The 18706-nt window shown below is 66.9% G+C and carries 10 protein-coding genes and 3 rRNA genes; 6 read left to right on the top strand and 7 right to left on the bottom strand.

The genetic code is table 11. The features are described 5' to 3' along the window. Nucleotides 1-272: 272 nt before the first annotated feature. Entirely contained in the window at nt 273-1496 is a 1224-nt protein-coding gene (locus tag B9S57_RS29360; RefSeq protein ID WP_103514159.1) for an IS110 family transposase, read from the top strand. 262 nt (nt 1497-1758) lie between these two features. Here the strand turns inward: B9S57_RS29360 and B9S57_RS29355 are convergent, their stop codons facing one another. The 4 genes from B9S57_RS29355 to mtnA are packed head-to-tail and all read right to left on the bottom strand — an operon-like array spanning nt 1759 to nt 7488. Then, entirely contained in the window at nt 1759-3621 is a 1863-nt protein-coding gene (locus B9S57_RS29355) for an LpqB family beta-propeller domain-containing protein (protein WP_258036692.1), read from the bottom strand. After that, nucleotides 3611-5647 (bottom strand): MtrAB system histidine kinase MtrB, encoded by a 2037-nt coding sequence (gene mtrB / locus B9S57_RS29350; RefSeq protein WP_103760205.1) that lies wholly within the window; start codon nt 5645-5647, stop codon nt 3611-3613. Before mtrB ends, B9S57_RS29355 begins: the two co-directional genes overlap by 11 nt. A 1-nt stretch (nt 5648) precedes the next feature. Next, a complete protein-coding gene (gene mtrA / locus B9S57_RS29345; RefSeq protein WP_187281934.1) occupies nt 5649-6338 on the bottom strand; it encodes a two-component system response regulator MtrA in 690 nt (229 codons plus the stop codon). A 4-nt stretch (nt 6339-6342) separates the two neighbouring features. Next, the gene (gene mtnA / locus B9S57_RS29340) at nt 6343-7488 is read right to left on the bottom strand and encodes an S-methyl-5-thioribose-1-phosphate isomerase (RefSeq protein WP_103760204.1); all 1146 of its coding nucleotides are present in this window, start codon (nt 7486-7488) and stop codon (nt 6343-6345) included. A gap of 140 nt (nt 7489-7628) precedes the next feature. Between mtnA and B9S57_RS29335 the strand changes: the two genes are divergently transcribed. Genes B9S57_RS29335 through B9S57_RS29315 form a run of 5 tightly spaced genes read left to right on the top strand, consistent with a single transcriptional unit; the run spans nt 7629 to nt 13106 of the window. Beyond that, entirely contained in the window at nt 7629-8837 is a 1209-nt protein-coding gene (locus tag B9S57_RS29335) for a glycerophosphoryl diester phosphodiesterase membrane domain-containing protein (RefSeq protein ID WP_103760203.1), read from the top strand. Between the two features lie 4 nt (nt 8838-8841). Further along, nucleotides 8842-9531 carry a DUF4129 domain-containing protein gene (locus tag B9S57_RS29330; RefSeq protein WP_103760202.1) on the top strand — a complete coding sequence of 230 codons (690 nt, stop codon included), beginning with the start codon at nt 8842-8844 and terminating at the stop codon, nt 9529-9531. Further along, nucleotides 9528-10757: a DUF4350 domain-containing protein gene (locus B9S57_RS29325; RefSeq protein WP_103760201.1), complete on the top strand. Its 1230-nt coding sequence runs from the start codon at nt 9528-9530 to the stop codon at nt 10755-10757. Before B9S57_RS29330 ends, B9S57_RS29325 begins: the two co-directional genes overlap by 4 nt. After that, nucleotides 10754-11782, top strand: coding sequence for a MoxR family ATPase (locus B9S57_RS29320; RefSeq protein WP_258036691.1), 1029 nt, complete (start codon nt 10754-10756; stop codon nt 11780-11782). The genes B9S57_RS29325 and B9S57_RS29320 overlap by 4 nt, the downstream gene beginning before the upstream one ends. A gap of 10 nt (nt 11783-11792) precedes the next feature. Further along, nucleotides 11793-13106 (top strand): DUF58 domain-containing protein, encoded by a 1314-nt coding sequence (locus B9S57_RS29315; protein WP_103760200.1) that lies wholly within the window; start codon nt 11793-11795, stop codon nt 13104-13106. A 142-nt stretch (nt 13107-13248) separates the two neighbouring features. On the opposite strand, the gene rrf is transcribed toward B9S57_RS29315, so the two are convergent. The 3 genes from rrf to B9S57_RS29300 form a co-directional block, all read right to left on the bottom strand. Next, nucleotides 13249-13365: ribosomal RNA gene (gene rrf / locus B9S57_RS29310) — 5S ribosomal RNA — on the bottom strand. A gap of 79 nt (nt 13366-13444) precedes the next feature. Continuing rightward, nucleotides 13445-16570 (bottom strand): 23S ribosomal RNA (locus B9S57_RS29305). A gap of 303 nt (nt 16571-16873) precedes the next feature. After that, nucleotides 16874-18399, bottom strand: a 16S ribosomal RNA gene (locus B9S57_RS29300). The 16S, 23S and 5S rRNA genes sit together here, the layout of an rRNA operon. Between the last annotated feature and the right edge of the window lie 307 nt (nt 18400-18706).

The raw sequence follows: 18706 nt of genomic DNA, 5'->3' as shown, positions 1-18706 counted from the left end.
GCCCCGTTACCTTTTTCGTGGCCCCGCAATGGGGCGCCTGGCCCCCGGGTCCGGTATGGCTGTGTGCCCCCTGTCGAAGTCGATGACCTGGGGGGTGTTGCCGTCGGGCTTCGGGGCACCGCTTGACCGCTGATGAGGGGCCTGACGACCGCCTGGCCCGGCGCAACGCCGAGCCGCTTCGGGGCGGGGATGTCTGCGTAACGTGGTTGCCGGCGTGTGGTGCCGCAGGGACGGCCGGGAGTTGAGGCGACGAGAGGCAGGGGCACGCGCACATGGTCGACACGACCGCGATAGATCTCTTCCTCGGCCTGGACCTGGGCAAGGAGTTCCACCACGCCCACGGCCGGACCGCGGACGGCAGAACCGTGCACGACAAACGGCTGCCCAACACCGAACCGAAACTGCTGGAGCTGTTTACCAAGCTGGTGGCGAAGTTCGGCACCGTACTGGTGATCGTGGACCAGGTCGCCAACATCGGCGCACTGCCGCTGACGGTGGCCCGAGCGGCGGGCTGCCGGGTCGCCTACCTGCCTGGACTGTCGATGCGGCGGGCAGCCGACCTGCACCCGGGCGAGGCCAAGACCGACGCCCGCGACGCGTTCGTGATCGCAGAGACCGCCCGGTCCATGCCGCACACCTTGCGCGCGGTGGACCGCGACGACGAGGTACTGGCCGAGCTGACGATGCTCACCGGCTACGACAACGACCTCGCCGGCGAGGTCAACCGCACCACCAACCGGCTGCGGGGCCTGCTCTCCCAGATCCACCCCTCCCTCGAGCGCGTGCTCGGCCCGCGCCTGGCCTACCCCTACGTCCAGGCCCTCCTGACCCGGCACGGCTCCCCGGCCAGGCTGAAGAAGCTCGGGCGCACGCGGTGCGAGGCCCTGCTGAAGGCGCACGGCTCGCGCAAGGCCCACCACCTCACCACCGAGATCTACGACGCGCTCGCCGAGCAGACCCTCGTCGTTCCCGGCACCGAGGCGTCCGCGCTGATCGTGCCGGGCCTGGCCGCCCAGCTCGCCGCCGCCCACACCCAGCGCCAGGCCACCGAGCAGGAGATCGCCGCCCTGCTGGAGGCCCTCCCTCTTTTCCACCTCCTGACGTCCCTGCCCGGCCTGGGCGTCAGGACCACGGCCGCTGTGATCGTCGCGATCGGCGACGGCACCGGCTTCCCCTCCGCCGGACACCTCGCCTCCTACGCCGGACTCGCCCCGGCCACGAAGTCCTCGGGCACATCGATCCGCGGCGAGCACGCACCCCACCGCGGCAACCGCCTCCTCAAACGCGCCCTGTTCCAGGCCGCGTTCGCCGCGATCGGCTGCAAGAGCGACCCGTCCTCACGGATCTACTACGACCGCCAGCGCGCACGCGGCAAAACCCACACCCAGGCCATCCTCCGCCTGGCCCGCCAGCGCGTGAACGTCATCCACGCGATGATCCGCACCGGCACCCTCTACGAACCACGCACCCCCGACGACGTCGGCCTCGCTGCCTGACGGCTCCATCGTTCCGACCGTCCAGACCCCATCACGCCCGCGCACCGGCACGGCCACCCCCGCCCTGCCGGCCACCGAGCTGCCCACCAGGCACCCGACCCGCCGGGAACATCCCGCTTGCGGAACGTTCCCGGAAACCCACGAACCCCTACGAACCAGCCCCGCCAGGGTTGACGAAACAGATAGGGGCACCCCCCTGTGGACAACCGCGTCGGCCCCGCGCCTGCGGGACGGCCCGGGAGGAAGCTCCCGGGCTCCCAGGTCACCCCGGGTACACCAGCGAGGAGCCCTTCTTGAGCACCGTCTGCCAGTTGTCCCCCGGCGACAGCTTCACTATCCCGTCGCCCTCGGTGTCCGCCATCAGCGGCAGCTGATCGTCGTCGGCCGCCGCGATCGTCGTCACCTGGTTCACGCCCGGCAGCACTCCGGAGGACGACGTCGAACCGTCGGCCTGCACGTAACGCACCTGCTGCACACCGCCCTCCTCCTTGCCGACCACCACGAGGCGGCTGCGGCCGGACCAGGAAACCGCCGTCACATCGGCGAGCTGCGGTGCGGCCTGGCGCAGATCCTCCACCGAGACCTGCTCGTCCTCGCCCGAGCCATGGCGCTCGACCCGGCCGATGTGCAGCGTCGTGTGTCCGTCCTTCGACACCCTCAGGGCGACACGCACCCCGTCCGCGGACATCCGCAGCCCCTCGATCCTCCCGCCGTCCAGGCCGGACACCGGGACCTCCTGGGGTTCCCCGGCACCGCCCACCAGACGCAGCAGCCTGGGATTCGCCGGATCACGATCGGCGACCCACAGATCACCCCTGCCGTCCCAGCTCGGTGCGGACAACCGGTCCGCGCTCCTCTCCGCCCGGCTGGTCACCACAGGGTCGGCCGGCTCGCTCTCCTCGGTGAGCGAGGAGACGTACAGATGCTGCCGGTTCGCCGAGACGGCCGCGGCCTGCTCCTCGTCCCGGGCCACACCCACGGCGCCTATGGCCACCGTCCCGCTGCCCAGCGGTCCGATCACCGGCTCAGGTTCGCCGCTGCCCTTGCTGCTCCCGGGGATGCGCTGCACATGCCCCTTCTCGTCGACGAAGTACTGGCTGTCGGGACCCTCGGAACCGTTGTCCGAGGCGAATTCCTCGGCCTCGTCCGCCCCCAGGGAGCACAGCGGGCCCTGCCCGCCCTGCAGCTCCACCTGCCCCACCCGGGCGGACGTGAGGTCCCGCAGCGTGAAGAGCACCTGGGCCGCCATCATCCGGCAGGCACCCTGCCCGGCCTTGTCGGCCCTCTTGTTCAGCGGCACCTTCAGGACGTTCTGGTCGTCCGGCGCCAGCGAGGTGACCCCGCGCTTCAGTGCCGTACCGGCGGGGAAGCGCGAGTCGACCACCGGCCGCAGCCAGTTCGACGGCCCTTCGAGCAGCGTCCGCACCGTCTGCGTGGCCGTGTCCATCCGGGTCACGGGGTCCGTGCGGTTTCGTACGTAGACGGGGTCGGCGACCAGCGCCGACCGGTCGTCCGCGCGCCCGGCGGCGAAGTAGTACTTGTTCACGGAACGGTAGAGACGCTTGAAGTCGGACTGCCCGAGCACCAGCCCGTCCGGCACGATGTCGATGCGCCATTCCTGCTTGCCGTCCGCCCCCTTCTCCTGGACCAGATGCAGCATCTGGGAGTACTCCGACGGAGCCAGCGGCCGGTAGGAACTCTGCGCGTCGACCGCCGCCACCTGTTCCCCGGTCAGCGTGTAGGTGGTCTCGCTGGCCCGCTCCTTGCCGTGGATCGTGGGGCCGTTGCGGTTGGGGGCCTTGGAGAGCACCGTGGTGCCCTCGCCCGGCTGCCAGGCGCGGGCGGCCTGCGCCGTCAGATACTTGCGGGTCGTCCGGAAGTCGGGGTCGTCGCTCGTCATGGACTCCAGGAAGCCGTCGACGACCTCGATGGGTGCCGCGCCCTCCCTCGGGGGCACGGCATAGACCTGCACCTGGGAGTCGCCAGGCTGCGAGGCGTCGACCGCCTTCACGTCACCGGTGACGGGCATCGCTCCGCACCCGGCGAGCACCACGGCGCCGCAGGCGAGCAGCGCGGACACCCGCACCGCCCGGCCGCGGCCGCCCCGACGGCGGTCAGTGTCCACGAGTCGTGTCCTCCTGCTGCGGTTCCTGCATCTCCGGGTGGGGGCCCCCGCCCGGCCGCTCCCCGGCCGGACGCGACACCACACGTGCTCCGTTGCCCGGCAGGGCCGCCGGGTGGACCGATGCCGGGGTGCGGGGCGCCGCAGGGCCGTGAGCCGGCACCGTCAGGTGCGAGCGGGCCGGGGATCCGCTCTGGCTCGGCACGGACGTCCGCCGACGATCGGCCGCCACAGGAGCCGCCGCCGCCTCCGCACGCTCGCGGTCCTCCCGGTTACGCCGGGAGTCCTCCGGCTCCAGCGGTATCGGCGACCCGCGCAGCGGCTCGTCCGCCGTACGCGGCAGGGTCAGCCGGAACTGCGAGCCGCCGCCGGGCTCGCCCCAGGCCTGCAGCCAGCCGCCGTGCAGCCGGGCGTCCTCGACGGCGATCGACAGGCCCAGTCCGGTACCGCCCGTGGTTCGGGCGCGTGCCGGGTCCGCCCGCCAGAAGCGGTTGAAGACCCGGGTCGCCTCGCCGGGCTTCAGCCCCACGCCGTAGTCCCTGACGGCCACGGCCACGGCGCCCTGGGCCACGCCCATGTGCACGATGACGTCGCGGCCCTCACCGTGCTCGACGGCGTTGACGACGAGATTGCGCAGGACACGCTCGACGCGGCGGGCGTCGGCCTCCGCGACCACGGGCTGTTCGTCGCCCACCACCCGGATCCGGGTGCCCTTGCGCTCCGCCAGTGGCTCGGCGCCGCCGATCACCCGCCGGACGACCGTGCGCAGATCTATGGGTTCGGCCTCAAGGGCCGCGGCGCCCGCGTCGAACCTGCTGATCTCCAGCAGGTCGGACAGCAGCGACTCGAAGCGGTCGAGCTGGTCCCCCAGCAGTTCCGCGGACCGGGCCGTGACCGGGTCGAAGTCGACCCGGGCCTCATGGATGACGTCGGCGGCCATCCGTACGGTCGTCAGCGGGGTGCGCAGCTCATGGCTGACATCCGAGACGAAACGCCGCTGCATGCGGGAGAGCTCCTCCAGCTGCTGGATCTTCAGCTGCAGGTTCTGCGCCATCTTGTTGAAGGCCTCACCGAGGCGGGCGATGTCGTCCTCACCGGTGACCTTCATCCGCTCCTGGAGCCTGCCCGCCGAAAGCCTCTCGGCGATCCCCGCCGCCATCCGTACGGGTGTGACGACCTGCCGCACCACGAACCAGGCGATGGCGCCGAGCAGCACGACCACGAACAGTCCGGCCGTGGCCAGTGTCGTCGTGACCAGCGTCAGCGACTTCTCCTCCTGCGTGAGCGGAAAGAGGTAGTACAGCTCGTACGGATTGTGATCGACGTCGTAGAGCCGCTTGCCGACGACCAGGCCGGGCTCCGGATCCTTCCCGTAGGAGTACCGGATCAAGGAGTACGTCTGGAAGGCGCCGGATCCGTTGGCCACGTCGTCGCGCAGCCGCTGCGGAATGCTGGAGGCCTCCACACTGCCCGACCCGCGCGGGGCGCGGCTGGTGCCCGGTCCGACGGAGTCGGCGCTGAGGGCCACCACGTTGAAGGCGTTCGTCCCACCGCTGGCCAGCTGGTCGACGAGCTCGGTGCGCCAGGAGGTGTTGGCCGTCATGCCGTCGGCCTCCTCCTCGCTCTGGTCCCCGGGGACCAGCGGCGCGTTCGCGTTCGTCTGGGCTGCGGCGAAGCCGCCCGCCGCCTGTGTCTGCGCGGCCTTCCCCTTCGCTTCGAGCAGGCCGTTGCGGACCTGCCCGATCACGACGAAGCCCAGGAGCAGCACCACCGCGATCGACATCAGCAGCGTGCCCGCGACGACGCGCAGCTGCAGGTTCCGCCGCCACAGCCGGACAGCCGGGAGCAGGGGCCCACGGATCCATCGCATCAACAGGCGCGGCACGGGGCCGCCGGGCGGCCGGTCGTTGAACAACCGGCCGCCCAGCGGCACGCGGCCGAAACGAAGGTTCCTCCGTGCCGGACCGGCAGCCCGCTCCGCACGGGCCCCGGGCCCCCCGGGTGTCGGAGCAGCGCTGCCCAGGGTCATGTCAGCTCGGTCCGGCCTTGTAACCGACACCGCGGACCGTCACGACGATCTCCGGCCGTTCCGGGTCCTTCTCCACCTTCGAGCGAAGCCGCTGGACGTGGACGTTCACCAGCCGCGTGTCAGCGGCGTGGCGGTAGCCCCACACCTGCTCGAGCAGCACCTCACGGGTGAACACCTGCCACGGCTTACGGGCGAGAGCGACCAGCAGGTCGAACTCCAGCGGCGTGAGGGCGATGGACTGCCCCTCCCGCTTCACCGAGTGGCCGGCCACATCGATGACCAGGTCACCGATCGCCAGCTGCTCCGGCGCGGGCTCTTCGGACCTCCGCAAACGCGCCCTGATCCGGGCAACCAACTCCTTCGGTTTGAACGGCTTGACGATGTAGTCGTCGGCCCCGGATTCCAGGCCCACCACCACATCCACCGTGTCGCTCTTGGCAGTGAGCATGACGATCGGCACACCTGACTCGGCCCTGATCAGCCTGCAGACCTCGATGCCGTCCCGTCCGGGCAGCATGAGGTCCAGCAGCACCAGGTCCGGCTTGGCCTCACGAAATGCGGCCAGTGCCTTGTCGCCGTCCGCTACGAACGACGGCTCGAAACCTTCTCCCCGCAGCACAATGCCGAGCATCTCGGCCAGTGCGGTGTCGTCGTCGACGACAAGGACGCGTCCTTTCATAAACGACATCATCCCATTAGCTAATCGTTACCTGCGATGACCTGGCACACAGTTCTGCCAGTCCGACCCCCGTGACCGGGGAAATGACACCCTCCTCCGTGACGATCGCCGTGACCAGTTCGGGCGGCGTGATGTCGAATGCGGGGTTGTACGCCTGGGTTCCCGGGGGTGCGACGACGGTCCCGCCCCCCGCACCCACGACCGGAGCACCGGGCACAAATGTGATCTCCGTCACTTCTGCCGAGGAGCGCTGCTCCACGACGATCGATGTGCCGTCCGGCGTCTCCAGATCGACCGTCGTCGTCGGCGCCACGACGACGAACGGCACATGGTGGTACTTCGCGAGCACTGCCAGCGGATAGCTCCCCACCTTGTTGGCCACAGAGCCGTCCGCGGCGATGCGGTCCGCCCCGACGAGCACGGCATCCACCTCCCCCGCGGCGAACAGCGAACCTGCCGCGCTGTCCGTGAGCAAGCTGTACGGCATCCCGTTCCGCCCTGCCTCGTACGCCGTCAGCCTCGCACCCTGGAGGAGTGGACGGGTCTCGTCCACCCACAGCTGCCGCAGGCTGCCCTCCCGGTGCGCCCGCAGCGCCACCGCGAAGGCCGTCCCCGCGCCGCCGGACACGAGCGCCCCGGTGTTGCAGTGGGTGAGCAGCCGGTGACCGGACTCCGGCAGAAGTTCCGCCAGCAACTCCAGACCGTACTGCGCCATGCGCTCGCTGGCTGCCGCGTCCTCGGCGTGGAGAGCCCGTGCCTCGGCCAGGGCCGCAGCCGCGGCCGCCACCGGTCCGGAGTCGCTCTCGACGGCCGCCCCGTACACCCGCACAACCCGCCGCGCCCCGTAGCCGAGGTTGACCGCGGTGGGACGGGCCTCCTCCAGCAGTTCCGTGGCCCCGGCGACGTCCTCGCCCCGGGCAGCGGCCAGCGCCACCCCGTACCCCCCGGCGATGCCCAGCAGGGGCGCACCCCGCACCGCCAGCGTCCGGATCGCCCGGACCAGAGCAGGCACGTCGGAGCAGACCAGTTCGGCCTCCTCGGCGGGAAGCCGTGTCTGGTCGAGGAGCACCACCGCAGGTCCTTCGGGGGGCTCCTCCCAGCGGAGTACGGAGAGAGCCGGAGGCCCGGTATCCACGGGCGTTCGCGCGTCCTGATCAGCCATCTGCCCAGTCTGCCCGCTGAACCGCCCGCACACGAAGGCAAGAAGGAGATGCAGCGCCCGACCCGCACCGGACCGGCGCGTGGCACGATGGCTGGCAACCTGCCGCCCCGATGAGCGGACAGGACTGTGAAGGAGCGACGATGAACGACTCTCCGGGCTGGGCTTCGCCCGGATCCGCCCCCTCCGACGGCCAGGAGACGGGGATCCCCAAACCGTCCTCGCCCGTTGACGGAGACGGCCCCGCCGGACAGTGGTCTCCTGCACAGCCGCCTCCGGGACAGTGGTCCCCTCCGAGCGCCCCGGGCAACGGCCCGGGCTCGCCCCCGCCCGCACCGGGCTGGGGCGGCATGCCGCAGGGACCGGGATGGGGCCGCGCCCCCATGGCGGCGAAGCCGGGCGTCATCCCGCTCCGCCCCCTCGGGGTCGGCGAGATCCTCGACGGCGCGGTGTCCACCATGCGCTCCCAGTGGCGCACGGTGCTCGGCATCAGCCTCACCGTCGCCGTCATCGCCGAGACCGCGATGATCCTGGTCCAGCGCTACCTCCTGCCCGAGCAGAAGTCGATCGATCCGAACGCGACCGGAACGGAGGCTCTCCGCCAGGCCACGGACTCGGCCCAGTCGCAGCTGGTCAACAGTGCTCCGAGCACACTCGTCGCGATGATCGCCACACTGTTCACCACCTCGGTGCTCACCGTGGTGATCAGCCGCTCCGTGCTGGGACGGTCCGTGACCCTCTCCGAAGCCTGGTCCGAAGCACGCCCCCGGCTCCTCCCCCTGCTCGGGCTGACCCTCCTGCTGAGTCTGATGAGCGCGGCGATCATGGCCGTGGGCCTGGCCCCGGGCCTGGCACTGGGCGACGGGGCAGGCGCGCTCGCACTGACCTTCCTCGGCTTCGTCGCCTCCTGCGTCGTCGTGCTCTGGCTGATGATCCGCTTCACACTCGCAGCGCCCGCGCTGATGCTGGAACGCCAGTCCGTACTGACCGCGCTGCGCCGGTCCGCCAAGCTGGTCAAGGGCAGTTGGTGGCGGACCTTCGGCATCCTGGCGCTCACCTACCTCCTGGTCATCATCCTGACCTTGATCATCGCCATCCCGTTCGGCATCATCGCCATGACCGTGGAGAGCGACGGCCTGAGCGAGTTCCTGAACAGCAGCTCGACGGAGTTCGGCTGGCCCTTCCTCATCATCACGGGCATCGGCGAAGTGATCATCTCGACGCTCGCCTACCCCTTCACCGCGGGAGTGATGGCCCTGCTCTACATCGACCAGCGCATCCGCCGCGAGGCACTCGACCTCGACCTCGCCCGGGCCGCCGGCGTGCCCGGCTACGACACCCCCAGGAGCTGATGCGGTGACGGGGGTGGGGGGCACCACCGCAGCACGTCTGATCCGGGCGGGGGAGGACATACCCGTGGACATCCCACGCCTCCCCGCCCGCGAGGCCGCACGGGACGAACTGTCCGACCCGATGTACCACGAACACGATCCGAACCTGCTCGAGCGAGGCCTCGACCGCTTCTGGGACTGGATCGGCGATCTCCTCTCCGGTGCCTCCGGCGCCGCCCCAGGCGGCCCGCTCGGACTCGTCGTGCTCGTCCTGGCCGTCGCGGCGCTGGGCGCCGCACTGTGGTGGAGGCTCGGCACACCGCGGCGCACGGTCCGCTCGCCGGCGACGCTCTTCAACAGCACCACCCGCAGCGCGGACGGCCACCGCACCGCGGCCGCCGCCCACGCGGAAGCCCGCCGCTGGACGGAAGCCGTCCAGGAACGGATGCGCGCACTCGTACGCTCGCTGGAGGACCGGGCAGTCCTCGACCCACGCCCTGGCCGCACTGCGGACGAGGCAGCCTCCGAGGCAGGCAGGCTGCTGCCCCTGCACGCCGGCCGGCTCCGCGCGGCGGCCCGGGTCTTCGACGACCTCACATACGGCGGCCGCACCGCCGACGAGGCGGCATACACGACCCTGTGCACCCTCGACCTGGATCTCGAAGCCGCAAAACCCCTGCTGACCACCGCCACGGCCCGGGGAGCAGGAGGATGACCGTCACGGCTCCCACCACATCGGAAGCACGCACCCCCCAGCAGGTCTGGCTGCGCGTCCGAGGACTGCTGCTCGCCGTCCTCGCTCTCGTAGTCGCCGGGGTGGCCTTCGCCGCTGTCCGCTCCGACGGCCGGCACGGCAGCCTCGATCCCCGCTCCCCGGACCCTCAGGGGAGCCGGGCGGTCGCCGAGCTCCTCAAGGTCCGCGGCGTCTCCGTCGACGTCGTCACCAGCCTCGACGAGGCCACGGCTGCCGCCGGCCCCGGCACCACTCTGCTCGTCACCGGCCCCGACATGCTCACCGCCCACCAGCAACGCCGTCTCCACACGGCGGCCGCCGACTCCGCGGGCCGCACCGTGCTCATCGCCCCCGGCGAACCGTCCGTGGGACGACTCGCCCCCGGCGTACGCGCGGAACCTCACCGCCGCCCCGTGACCGCCCGCCCCCCTCGCTGTGAACTCCCCGCAGCCCACAGGGCGGGAACCACCGACATGGGCGGAATCCGCTACACGACCGAGCGCGAAGCCACCGCCTGCTACCCGGCCGACGGACACGCCTCCCTCCTCGTCCTGCCGGGCCACGGCGCCGGCGACACCGTGCTCCTCGGCTCCGCCGACGTCCTCTACAACGACCGCCTCGACCAGCAGGGCAACGCCTCGCTGGGCCTCCAACTCCTCGGCTCCCGCCCGCATCTCGTCTGGTACCTCCCCTCCTTCGACGATCCCTCCGCCGCCGAAGGCGGCAGCGGCACGGCCGGCGGGGACGGCAGCGGTGACGACGAAGCCGGAGCCGAGAGCGACTTCATCGGCCTCATCCCCTCGGGCTGGCTCTGGGGAACCCTCCAACTCGCCCTCGCAGCGGTCCTCGCCGCGGTCTGGCGCGGTCGCCGCTTCGGCCCGCTCGTCACCGAACGCCTTCCGGTGGCCATCCGCGCCTCCGAATCCACCGAAGGGCGAGCCCGCCTCTACCGCAAGGCAGACGCCCGCGACCGTGCCGCCTCCGTGCTGCGCTCCGCCACGCGGACCCGCATCTCGCCCCTCCTGGGAGTGTCCATCCGCGATGCCGACACCCCCGCGGTCCTCCTGCCCGCCGTCGCGGCACGCCTCGGCGACCCCGGCCGTGAATTCAGCACTCTCCTCTTCGGCTCGGCCCCGGCCGATGACGCAGCACTTGTCCTTCTGACCGACCAACTCGACGCCCTCGAAAGAGAGGTACGCACGTCATGAGCGCCCCGATCCCGGAGACGGCCGAGACCGCTGCAGACCCAGGGACCCCCGTGATCCCCGTCATCCCTGTGAGCTCCGCCAGCAGCCGCGCGTCCCTGGAAGCCCTGCGTTCCGAGATCGGCAAGGCAGTGGTCGGCCAGGACTCGGCCGTCACCGGTCTGGTCGTCGCTCTCCTCTGCCGGGGCCACGTTCTCCTCGAAGGCGTCCCCGGAGTGGCGAAGACCCTCCTGGTCCGAGCACTTGCCGCATCCCTCGCGCTCGACACCAAGCGCGTCCAGTTCACCCCCGACCTGATGCCGAGCGATGTCACGGGTTCGCTCGTCTACGACGCCCGCACCGCTGAGTTCTCCTTCCAACCCGGACCGGTGTTCACCCATCTCCTGCTCGCCGACGAGATCAACCGCACCCCTCCCAAGACCCAGTCCTCCCTCCTGGAAGCCATGGAGGAACGTCAGGTCACCGTCGACGGCTCTCCTCGCCCGTTGCCTGACCCCTTCCTGGTCGCTGCCACCCAGAACCCCGTCGAGTACGAGGGCACCTATCCCCTGCCCGAGGCGCAACTGGACCGCTTTCTGCTCAAGCTGACGGTGCCTCTCCCCTCGCGCGAGGACGAGATCAACGTGCTCACCCGGCATGCGGACGGATTCAACCCCCGCGACCTCGGAGCGGCAGGCATACGGCCCGTGGCCGGTCCGGCCGAACTCGAAGCAGCCCGCGCCGCCGTCGCCAAGACCTCGGTCTCACCCGAGATCGCCGCCTACGTCGTGGATATCTGCCGTGCCACGCGTGAATCCCCCTCACTCACTCTCGGCGCCTCCCCCCGAGGAGCCACCGCGCTGCTTTCCACCGCGCGGGCATGGGCCTGGCTCACAGGCCGGGACTACGTCACCCCGGACGATGTGAAGGCCCTCGCCCTGCCCACGCTCCGTCATCGCATTCAATTGCGGCCGGAAGCCGAGATGGAAGGAGTCACCCCCGACTCCGTCATCACCAGCGTCCTCGCCCACGTCCCCGTCCCCCGGTGAGGCGGTGACCATGGCCCTCACCGGTAGGGCCGCCCTGGCGGCGGCTCTGGGGTCACTCCCTGTAGGCATCCTGGCCCCGAGCTGGACGGGCATGCTCGCGGTCAATGTCCCGCTCTCACTGGCAATTCTGTGCGACTACGCCCTGGCTGCGCCAGTGCGAACGCTGCAGTTCACCCGATCTGGTGATACATCCGTTCGACTCGGCGACACCGCCGCAGTGCAACTCACCGTGACCAATACGTCTCGGCGTCGGCTCCGTGCGCACCTCCGCGACGCCTGGCCGCCCAGCAGTTGGACCGCGGAAGCCGAACAGGCCGCTTCCCGGCACGAATTCGGCCTTCCTGCCGGTGAACGGCGCCGTCTCACGACACTGCTGCGTCCGTCCCGACGGGGGGACCGCCAGGCCGACCGCGTCTCCGTCCGGTCGTTCGGCCCGCTCGGCCTCGCGGCCCGCCAGGGATACCACCGCGTGCCCTGGACCGTGCGGGTGCTGCCTCCCTTCACGAGCCGCAAGCATCTGCCTTCGCGACTCGCCAGACTGCGTGAACTCGACGGCCGGACCAGCGTGCTCACCCGCGGCGAAGGGACCGAGTTCGACAGCCTCCGCGCCTACGTGCCGGGGGACGACACCCGTTCCATCGACTGGCGGGCCACCGCGCGCCAGTCCGCGGTCGCCGTCCGCACCTGGCGTCCCGAGCGTGACCGCCACATCCTCGTCGTCCTCGACACGGGCCGCACGTCGGCAGGAAGGGTGGGCGACGTGCCGCGGCTGGACGCCGCGATGGACGCGACTCTGCTCCTCACCGCCCTTGCCACCCGCGCGGGCGACCGCGTGAACCTCCTCGCCTACGACCGCCGCGTCCGCGCACGGGTCCAGGGCAGGACGGCGCGAGGAGACGTCTTGTCGACCCTGGTCGGCGCATTGGCCACGCTGGAGCCCGAGCTCGTGGAGACCGACGCCCGCGGTCTCAGCACGGCGGCGCTGGCCGGCGCTCCCCAGCGCTCTCTGATCGTCCTGCTCACGAGTCTGGATGCCGCCCCCATCGAGGAAGGCCTGCTGCCCGTGCTCCCGCAGCTCACCCAGCGCCACACGGTGCTGGTCGCTGCGGTCGCCGACCCGCATGTCGAGGCGATGGCCGGCGCCCGGGGCACAGTGGCCGCAGCCTACGAGGCCGCGGCCGGCTCGCAGACACAGGTTCAACGGCGCCGTACTGCGGACCAGCTCCGACGTCACGGAGTCACCGTCGTCGATGCGGCTCCGACCGAGCTCGCGCCCGCGCTGGCCGACGCCTATCTCGCGCTGAAAGCAGCCGGCCGCCTGTAGGGCGAGGCCGTGCGGCCCGAGGAAGCGATACCCACACCTCGGGCCGCACGGCCCGACATCGGTGGTTCGGGGGTGGTTCGGGAGTCCCCTAAACGCAGAAAAGCCCCGTGCCACAAGGGCACGGGGCTTTCCCGGAATAATTGTTCGGCGGCGTCCTACTCTCCCACAGGGTCCCCCCTGCAGTACCATCGGCGCTGAAAGGCTTAGCTTCCGGGTTCGGAATGTAACCGGGCGTTTCCCTAACGCAATGACCACCGAAACACTATGAAATTAACCAACACCGGAACACAACACGGCCGTTCGTTATTTCAGAACTAACACAGTGGACGCGAGCAACTGAGGACAAGCCCTCGGCCTATTAGTACCAGTCAGCTCCACCCGTTACCGGGCTTCCACATCTGGCCTATCAACCCAGTCGTCTACTGGGAGCCTTAACCACTCAAGGTGGTGGGAATACTCATCTCGAAGCAGGCTTCCCGCTTAGATGCTTTCAGCGGTTATCCTTTCCGAACGTAGCCAACCAGCCATGCCCTTGGCAGGACAACTGGCACACCAGAGGTTCGTCCGTCCCGGTCCTCTCGTACTAGGGACAGCCCTTCTCAATATTCCTACGCGCACAGCGGATAGGGACCGAACTGTCTCACGACGTTCTAAACCCAGCTCGCGTACCGCTTTAATGGGCGAACAGCCCAACCCTTGGGACCGACTCCAGCCCCAGGATGCGACGAGCCGACATCGAGGTGCCAAACCATCCCGTCGATATGGACTCTTGGGGAAGATCAGCCTGTTATCCCCGGGGTACCTTTTATCCGTTGAGCGACAGCGCTTCCACAAGCCACTGCCGGATCACTAGTCCCGACTTTCGTCCCTGCTCGACCCGTCGGTCTCACAGTCAAGCTCCCTTGTGCACTTACACTCAACACCTGATTGCCAACCAGGCTGAGGGAACCTTTGGGCGCCTCCGTTACTCTTTAGGAGGCAACCGCCCCAGTTAAACTACCCATCAGACACTGTCCCTGATCCGGATCACGGACCCAGGTTAGACATCCAGCACGACCAGAGTGGTATTTCAACGACGACTCCACAACCACTGGCGTGGCCGCTTCAAAGTCTCCCACCTATCCTACACAAGCCGAACCGAACACCAATATCAAACTATAGTAAAGGTCCCGGGGTCTTTCCGTCCTGCTGCGCGAAACGAGCATCTTTACTCGTAGTGCAATTTCACCGGGCCTATGGTTGAGACAGTCGAGAAGTCGTTACGCCATTCGTGCAGGTCGGAACTTACCCGACAAGGAATTTCGCTACCTTAGGATGGTTATAGTTACCACCGCCGTTTACTGGCGCTTAAGTTCTCAGCTTCGCACACCCGAAAGTGCACTAACCGGTCCCCTTAACGTTCCAGCACCGGGCAGGCGTCAGTCCGTATACATCGCCTTACGGCTTCGCACGGACCTGTGTTTTTAGTAAACAGTCGCTTCTCGCTGGTCTCTGCGGCCACCCCCAGCTCACCGAGTAAATCGGATCACCAGTGATGGCCCCCCTTCTCCCGAAGTTACGGGGGCATTTTGCCGAGTTCCTTAACCATAGTTCACCCGAACGCCTCGGTATTCTCTACCTGACTACCTGAGTCGGTTTAGGGTACGGGCCGCCATGAAACTCGCTAGAGGCTTTTCTCGACAGCATAGGATCATCCACTTCACCACAATCGGCTCGGCATCAGGTCTCAGCCTTAATGTGTGACGGATTTACCTACCACACGGCCTACACCCTTACCCCGGGAACAACCATCGCCCGGGTTGGACTACCTTCCTGCGTCACCCCATCGCTTACCTAGTACAAGTCTGGTTCGTCGGCTCCACCACTACCCTCAACTCCGAAGAGATCGGGCCGGCTTCACGGACTTAGCATCGCCTGATTCAGTATTGGGCGTTTCAAAGCGGGTACCGGAATATCAACCGGTTGTCCATCGACTACGCCTGTCGGCCTCGCCTTAGGTCCCGACTTACCCTGGGCAGATCAGCTTGACCCAGGAACCCTTAGTCAATCGGCGCACACGTTTCTCACGTGTGTATCGCTACTCATGCCTGCATTCTCACTCGTGAACCGTCCACAACTCGCTTCCGCGGCTGCTTCACCCGGCACACGACGCTCCCCTACCCATCCATACTCCCGTTGAGGATATGTGTATGAATGACACGACTTCGGCGGTACGCTTGAGCCCCGCTACATTGTCGGCGCGGAATCACTTGACCAGTGAGCTATTACGCACTCTTTCAAGGGTGGCTGCTTCTAAGCCAACCTCCTGGTTGTCTCTGCGACTCCACATCCTTTCCCACTTAGCGTACGCTTAGGGGCCTTAGTCGATGCTCTGGGCTGTTTCCCTCTCGACCATGGAGCTTATCCCCCACAGTCTCACTGCCGTGCTCTCACTTACCGGCATTCGGAGTTTGGCTAAGGTCAGTAACCCGGTAGGGCCCATCGCCTATCCAGTGCTCTACCTCCGGCAAGAAACACACGACGCTGCACCTAAATGCATTTCGGGGAGAACCAGCTATCACGGAGTTTGATTGGCCTTTCACCCCTAACCACAGGTCATCCCCCAGGTTTTCAACCCTGGTGGGTTCGGTCCTCCACGAAGTCTTACCTCCGCTTCAACCTGCCCATGGCTAGATCACTCCGCTTCGGGTCTAGAGCGTGCAACTCAATCGCCCTATTCGGACTCGCTTTCGCTACGGCTTCCCCACACGGGTTAACCTCGCTACACACCGCTAACTCGCAGGCTCATTCTTCAAAAGGCACGCAGTCACGACTGCATGTGCAAGCACATACAGCGACGCTCCCACGGCTTGTAGGCACACGGTTTCAGGTACTATTTCACTCCGCTCCCGCGGTACTTTTCACCATTCCCTCACGGTACTATCCGCTATCGGTCACCAGGGAATATTTAGGCTTAGCGGGTGGTCCCGCCAGATTCACACGGGATTTCTCGGGCCCCGTGCTACTTGGGTGGTTCTCAAGCAAGCCGTTGATGTTTCAGCTACGGGGGTCTTACCCTCTACGCCGGACCTTTCGCATGTCCTTCGCCTACACCAACGGTTTCTGACTTGCCGACCAATCGGCAGATTGATCAAGAGAACTCCCACAACCCCGCATGCGCAACCCCTGCCGGGTATCACACGCATACGGTTTGGCCTCATCCAGTTTCGCTCGCCACTACTCCCGGAATCACGGTTGTTTTCTCTTCCTGCGGGTACTGAGATGTTTCACTTCCCCGCGTTCCCTCCACACTGCCTATGTGTTCAGCAGCGGGTGACAGCCCATGACGACTGCCGGGTTTCCCCATTCGGAAACCCCCGGATCAAAGCTTGGTTGACAGCTCCCCGGGGACTATCGTGGCCTCCCACGTCCTTCATCGGTTCCTGGTGCCAAGGCATCCACCGTGCGCCCTTAAAAACTTGGCCACAGATGCTCGCGTCCACTGTGCAGTTCTCAAACAACGACCAGCCACCCATCACCCCACCCTTACAGGCGAGTTCACTGGGGCCGGCAACCAAAGGGACAGACTCAAACGAGCCCGTACCTTCAGATACCCAACAGCGTGCCCGACCCGACCGATCCATTCTCACTTTCCACGCCGAAGCAGTACTCGCAAAAACAACCTGTCGTGCCGAATAGTCAACGTTCCACCCATGAGCAACCACCGTCGAACATTTGCCGACGAAATGGCCTCTGGATTCCCCGAAGAGAATCTAGATGCTCCTTAGAAAGGAGGTGATCCAGCCGCACCTTCCGGTACGGCTACCTTGTTACGACTTCGTCCCAATCGCCAGTCCCACCTTCGACAGCTCCCTCCCACAAGGGGTTGGGCCACCGGCTTCGGGTGTTACCGACTTTCGTGACGTGACGGGCGGTGTGTACAAGGCCCGGGAACGTATTCACCGCAGCAATGCTGATCTGCGATTACTAGCAACTCCGACTTCATGGGGTCGAGTTGCAGACCCCAATCCGAACTGAGACCGGCTTTTTGAGATTCGCTCCGCCTCGCGGCATCGCAGCTCATTGTACCGGCCATTGTAGCACGTGTGCAGCCCAAGACATAAGGGGCATGATGACTTGACGTCGTCCCCACCTTCCTCCGAGTTGACCCCGGCAGTCTCCTGTGAGTCCCCATCACCCCGAAGGGCATGCTGGCAACACAGAACAAGGGTTGCGCTCGTTGCGGGACTTAACCCAACATCTCACGACACGAGCTGACGACAGCCATGCACCACCTGTATACCGACCACAAGGGGGGCACCATCTCTGATGCTTTCCGGTATATGTCAAGCCTTGGTAAGGTTCTTCGCGTTGCGTCGAATTAAGCCACATGCTCCGCTGCTTGTGCGGGCCCCCGTCAATTCCTTTGAGTTTTAGCCTTGCGGCCGTACTCCCCAGGCGGGGAACTTAATGCGTTAGCTGCGGCACCGACGACGTGGAATGTCGCCAACACCTAGTTCCCAACGTTTACGGCGTGGACTACCAGGGTATCTAATCCTGTTCGCTCCCCACGCTTTCGCTCCTCAGCGTCAGTAATGGCCCAGAGATCCGCCTTCGCCACCGGTGTTCCTCCTGATATCTGCGCATTTCACCGCTACACCAGGAATTCCGATCTCCCCTACCACACTCTAGCTAGCCCGTATCGAATGCAGACTCGGGGTTAAGCCCCGAGCTTTCACATCCGACGTGACAAGCCGCCTACGAGCTCTTTACGCCCAATAATTCCGGACAACGCTTGCGCCCTACGTATTACCGCGGCTGCTGGCACGTAGTTAGCCGGCGCTTCTTCTGCAGGTACCGTCACTTTCGCTTCTTCCCTGCTGAAAGAGGTTTACAACCCGAAGGCCGTCATCCCTCACGCGGCGTCGCTGCATCAGGCTTTCGCCCATTGTGCAATATTCCCCACTGCTGCCTCCCGTAGGAGTCTGGGCCGTGTCTCAGTCCCAGTGTGGCCGGTCGCCCTCTCAGGCCGGCTACCCGTCGTCGCCTTGGTAGGCCATTACCCCACCAACAAGCTGATAGGCCGCGGGCTCATCCTTCACCGCCGGAGCTTTTAACCCCGCCCCATGAGGGACAGAGTGTTATCCGGTATTAGACCCCGTTTCCAGGGCTTGTCCCAGAGTGAAGGGCAGATTGCCCACGTGTTACTCACCCGTTCGCCACTAATCCACCCCGAAGGGCTTCATCGTTCGACTTGCATGTGTTAAGCACGCCGCCAGCGTTCGTCCTGAGCCAGGATCAAACTCTCCGTGAATGTTTTCCCGTAATCGGGATCACAACACGAGAGCGGAACGACCAGGTCGGAATATGACCGGTCGTTCACAGCGTCCTCGCTGTTGTTGCCTACCGGACCGTGAAGGGCCGGCAGGACTTTTCAAAGGAACCACCAACCTGCCGAAGCAGGCCGGGGTATCAACATATCTGGCGTTGACTTTTGGCACGCTGTTGAGTTCTCAAGGAACGGACGCTTCCTTCGGTCCCGTTTCACCGGGCCCCTCCGGGCGCTTCCCTTCGTTCTTGCGTTTCCGACTCTATCAGACTCTTTCGTGTCCGATTCCCGG

Origin of the sequence: Streptomyces sp. SM10 (assembly GCF_002910915.1) — a bacterium.
Lineage (GTDB): Bacteria > Actinomycetota > Actinomycetes > Streptomycetales > Streptomycetaceae > Streptomyces.
This window is presented reverse-complemented; position numbering and strand designations above follow the sequence as displayed.

Bases quoted from the DNA above. Each gene is read 5' to 3' on its own strand.
- B9S57_RS29360 (WP_103514159.1), top strand. From the start codon at position 273: ATGGTCGACACGACCGCGATAGATCTCTTCCTCGGCCTGGACCTGGGC.
- mtrB (WP_103760205.1), bottom strand. From the start codon at position 5,647: ATGACCCTGGGCAGCGCTGCTCCGACACCCGGGGGGCCCGGGGCCCGT.
- mtrA (WP_187281934.1), bottom strand. From the start codon at position 6,338: ATGATGTCGTTTATGAAAGGACGCGTCCTTGTCGTCGACGACGACACC.
- mtnA (WP_103760204.1), bottom strand. From the start codon at position 7,488: ATGGCTGATCAGGACGCGCGAACGCCCGTGGATACCGGGCCTCCGGCT.
- B9S57_RS29335 (WP_103760203.1), top strand. From the start codon at position 7,629: ATGAACGACTCTCCGGGCTGGGCTTCGCCCGGATCCGCCCCCTCCGAC.
- B9S57_RS29325 (WP_103760201.1), top strand. From the start codon at position 9,528: ATGACCGTCACGGCTCCCACCACATCGGAAGCACGCACCCCCCAGCAG.
- B9S57_RS29320 (WP_258036691.1), top strand. From the start codon at position 10,754: ATGAGCGCCCCGATCCCGGAGACGGCCGAGACCGCTGCAGACCCAGGG.
- B9S57_RS29315 (WP_103760200.1), top strand. From the start codon at position 11,793: ATGGCCCTCACCGGTAGGGCCGCCCTGGCGGCGGCTCTGGGGTCACTC.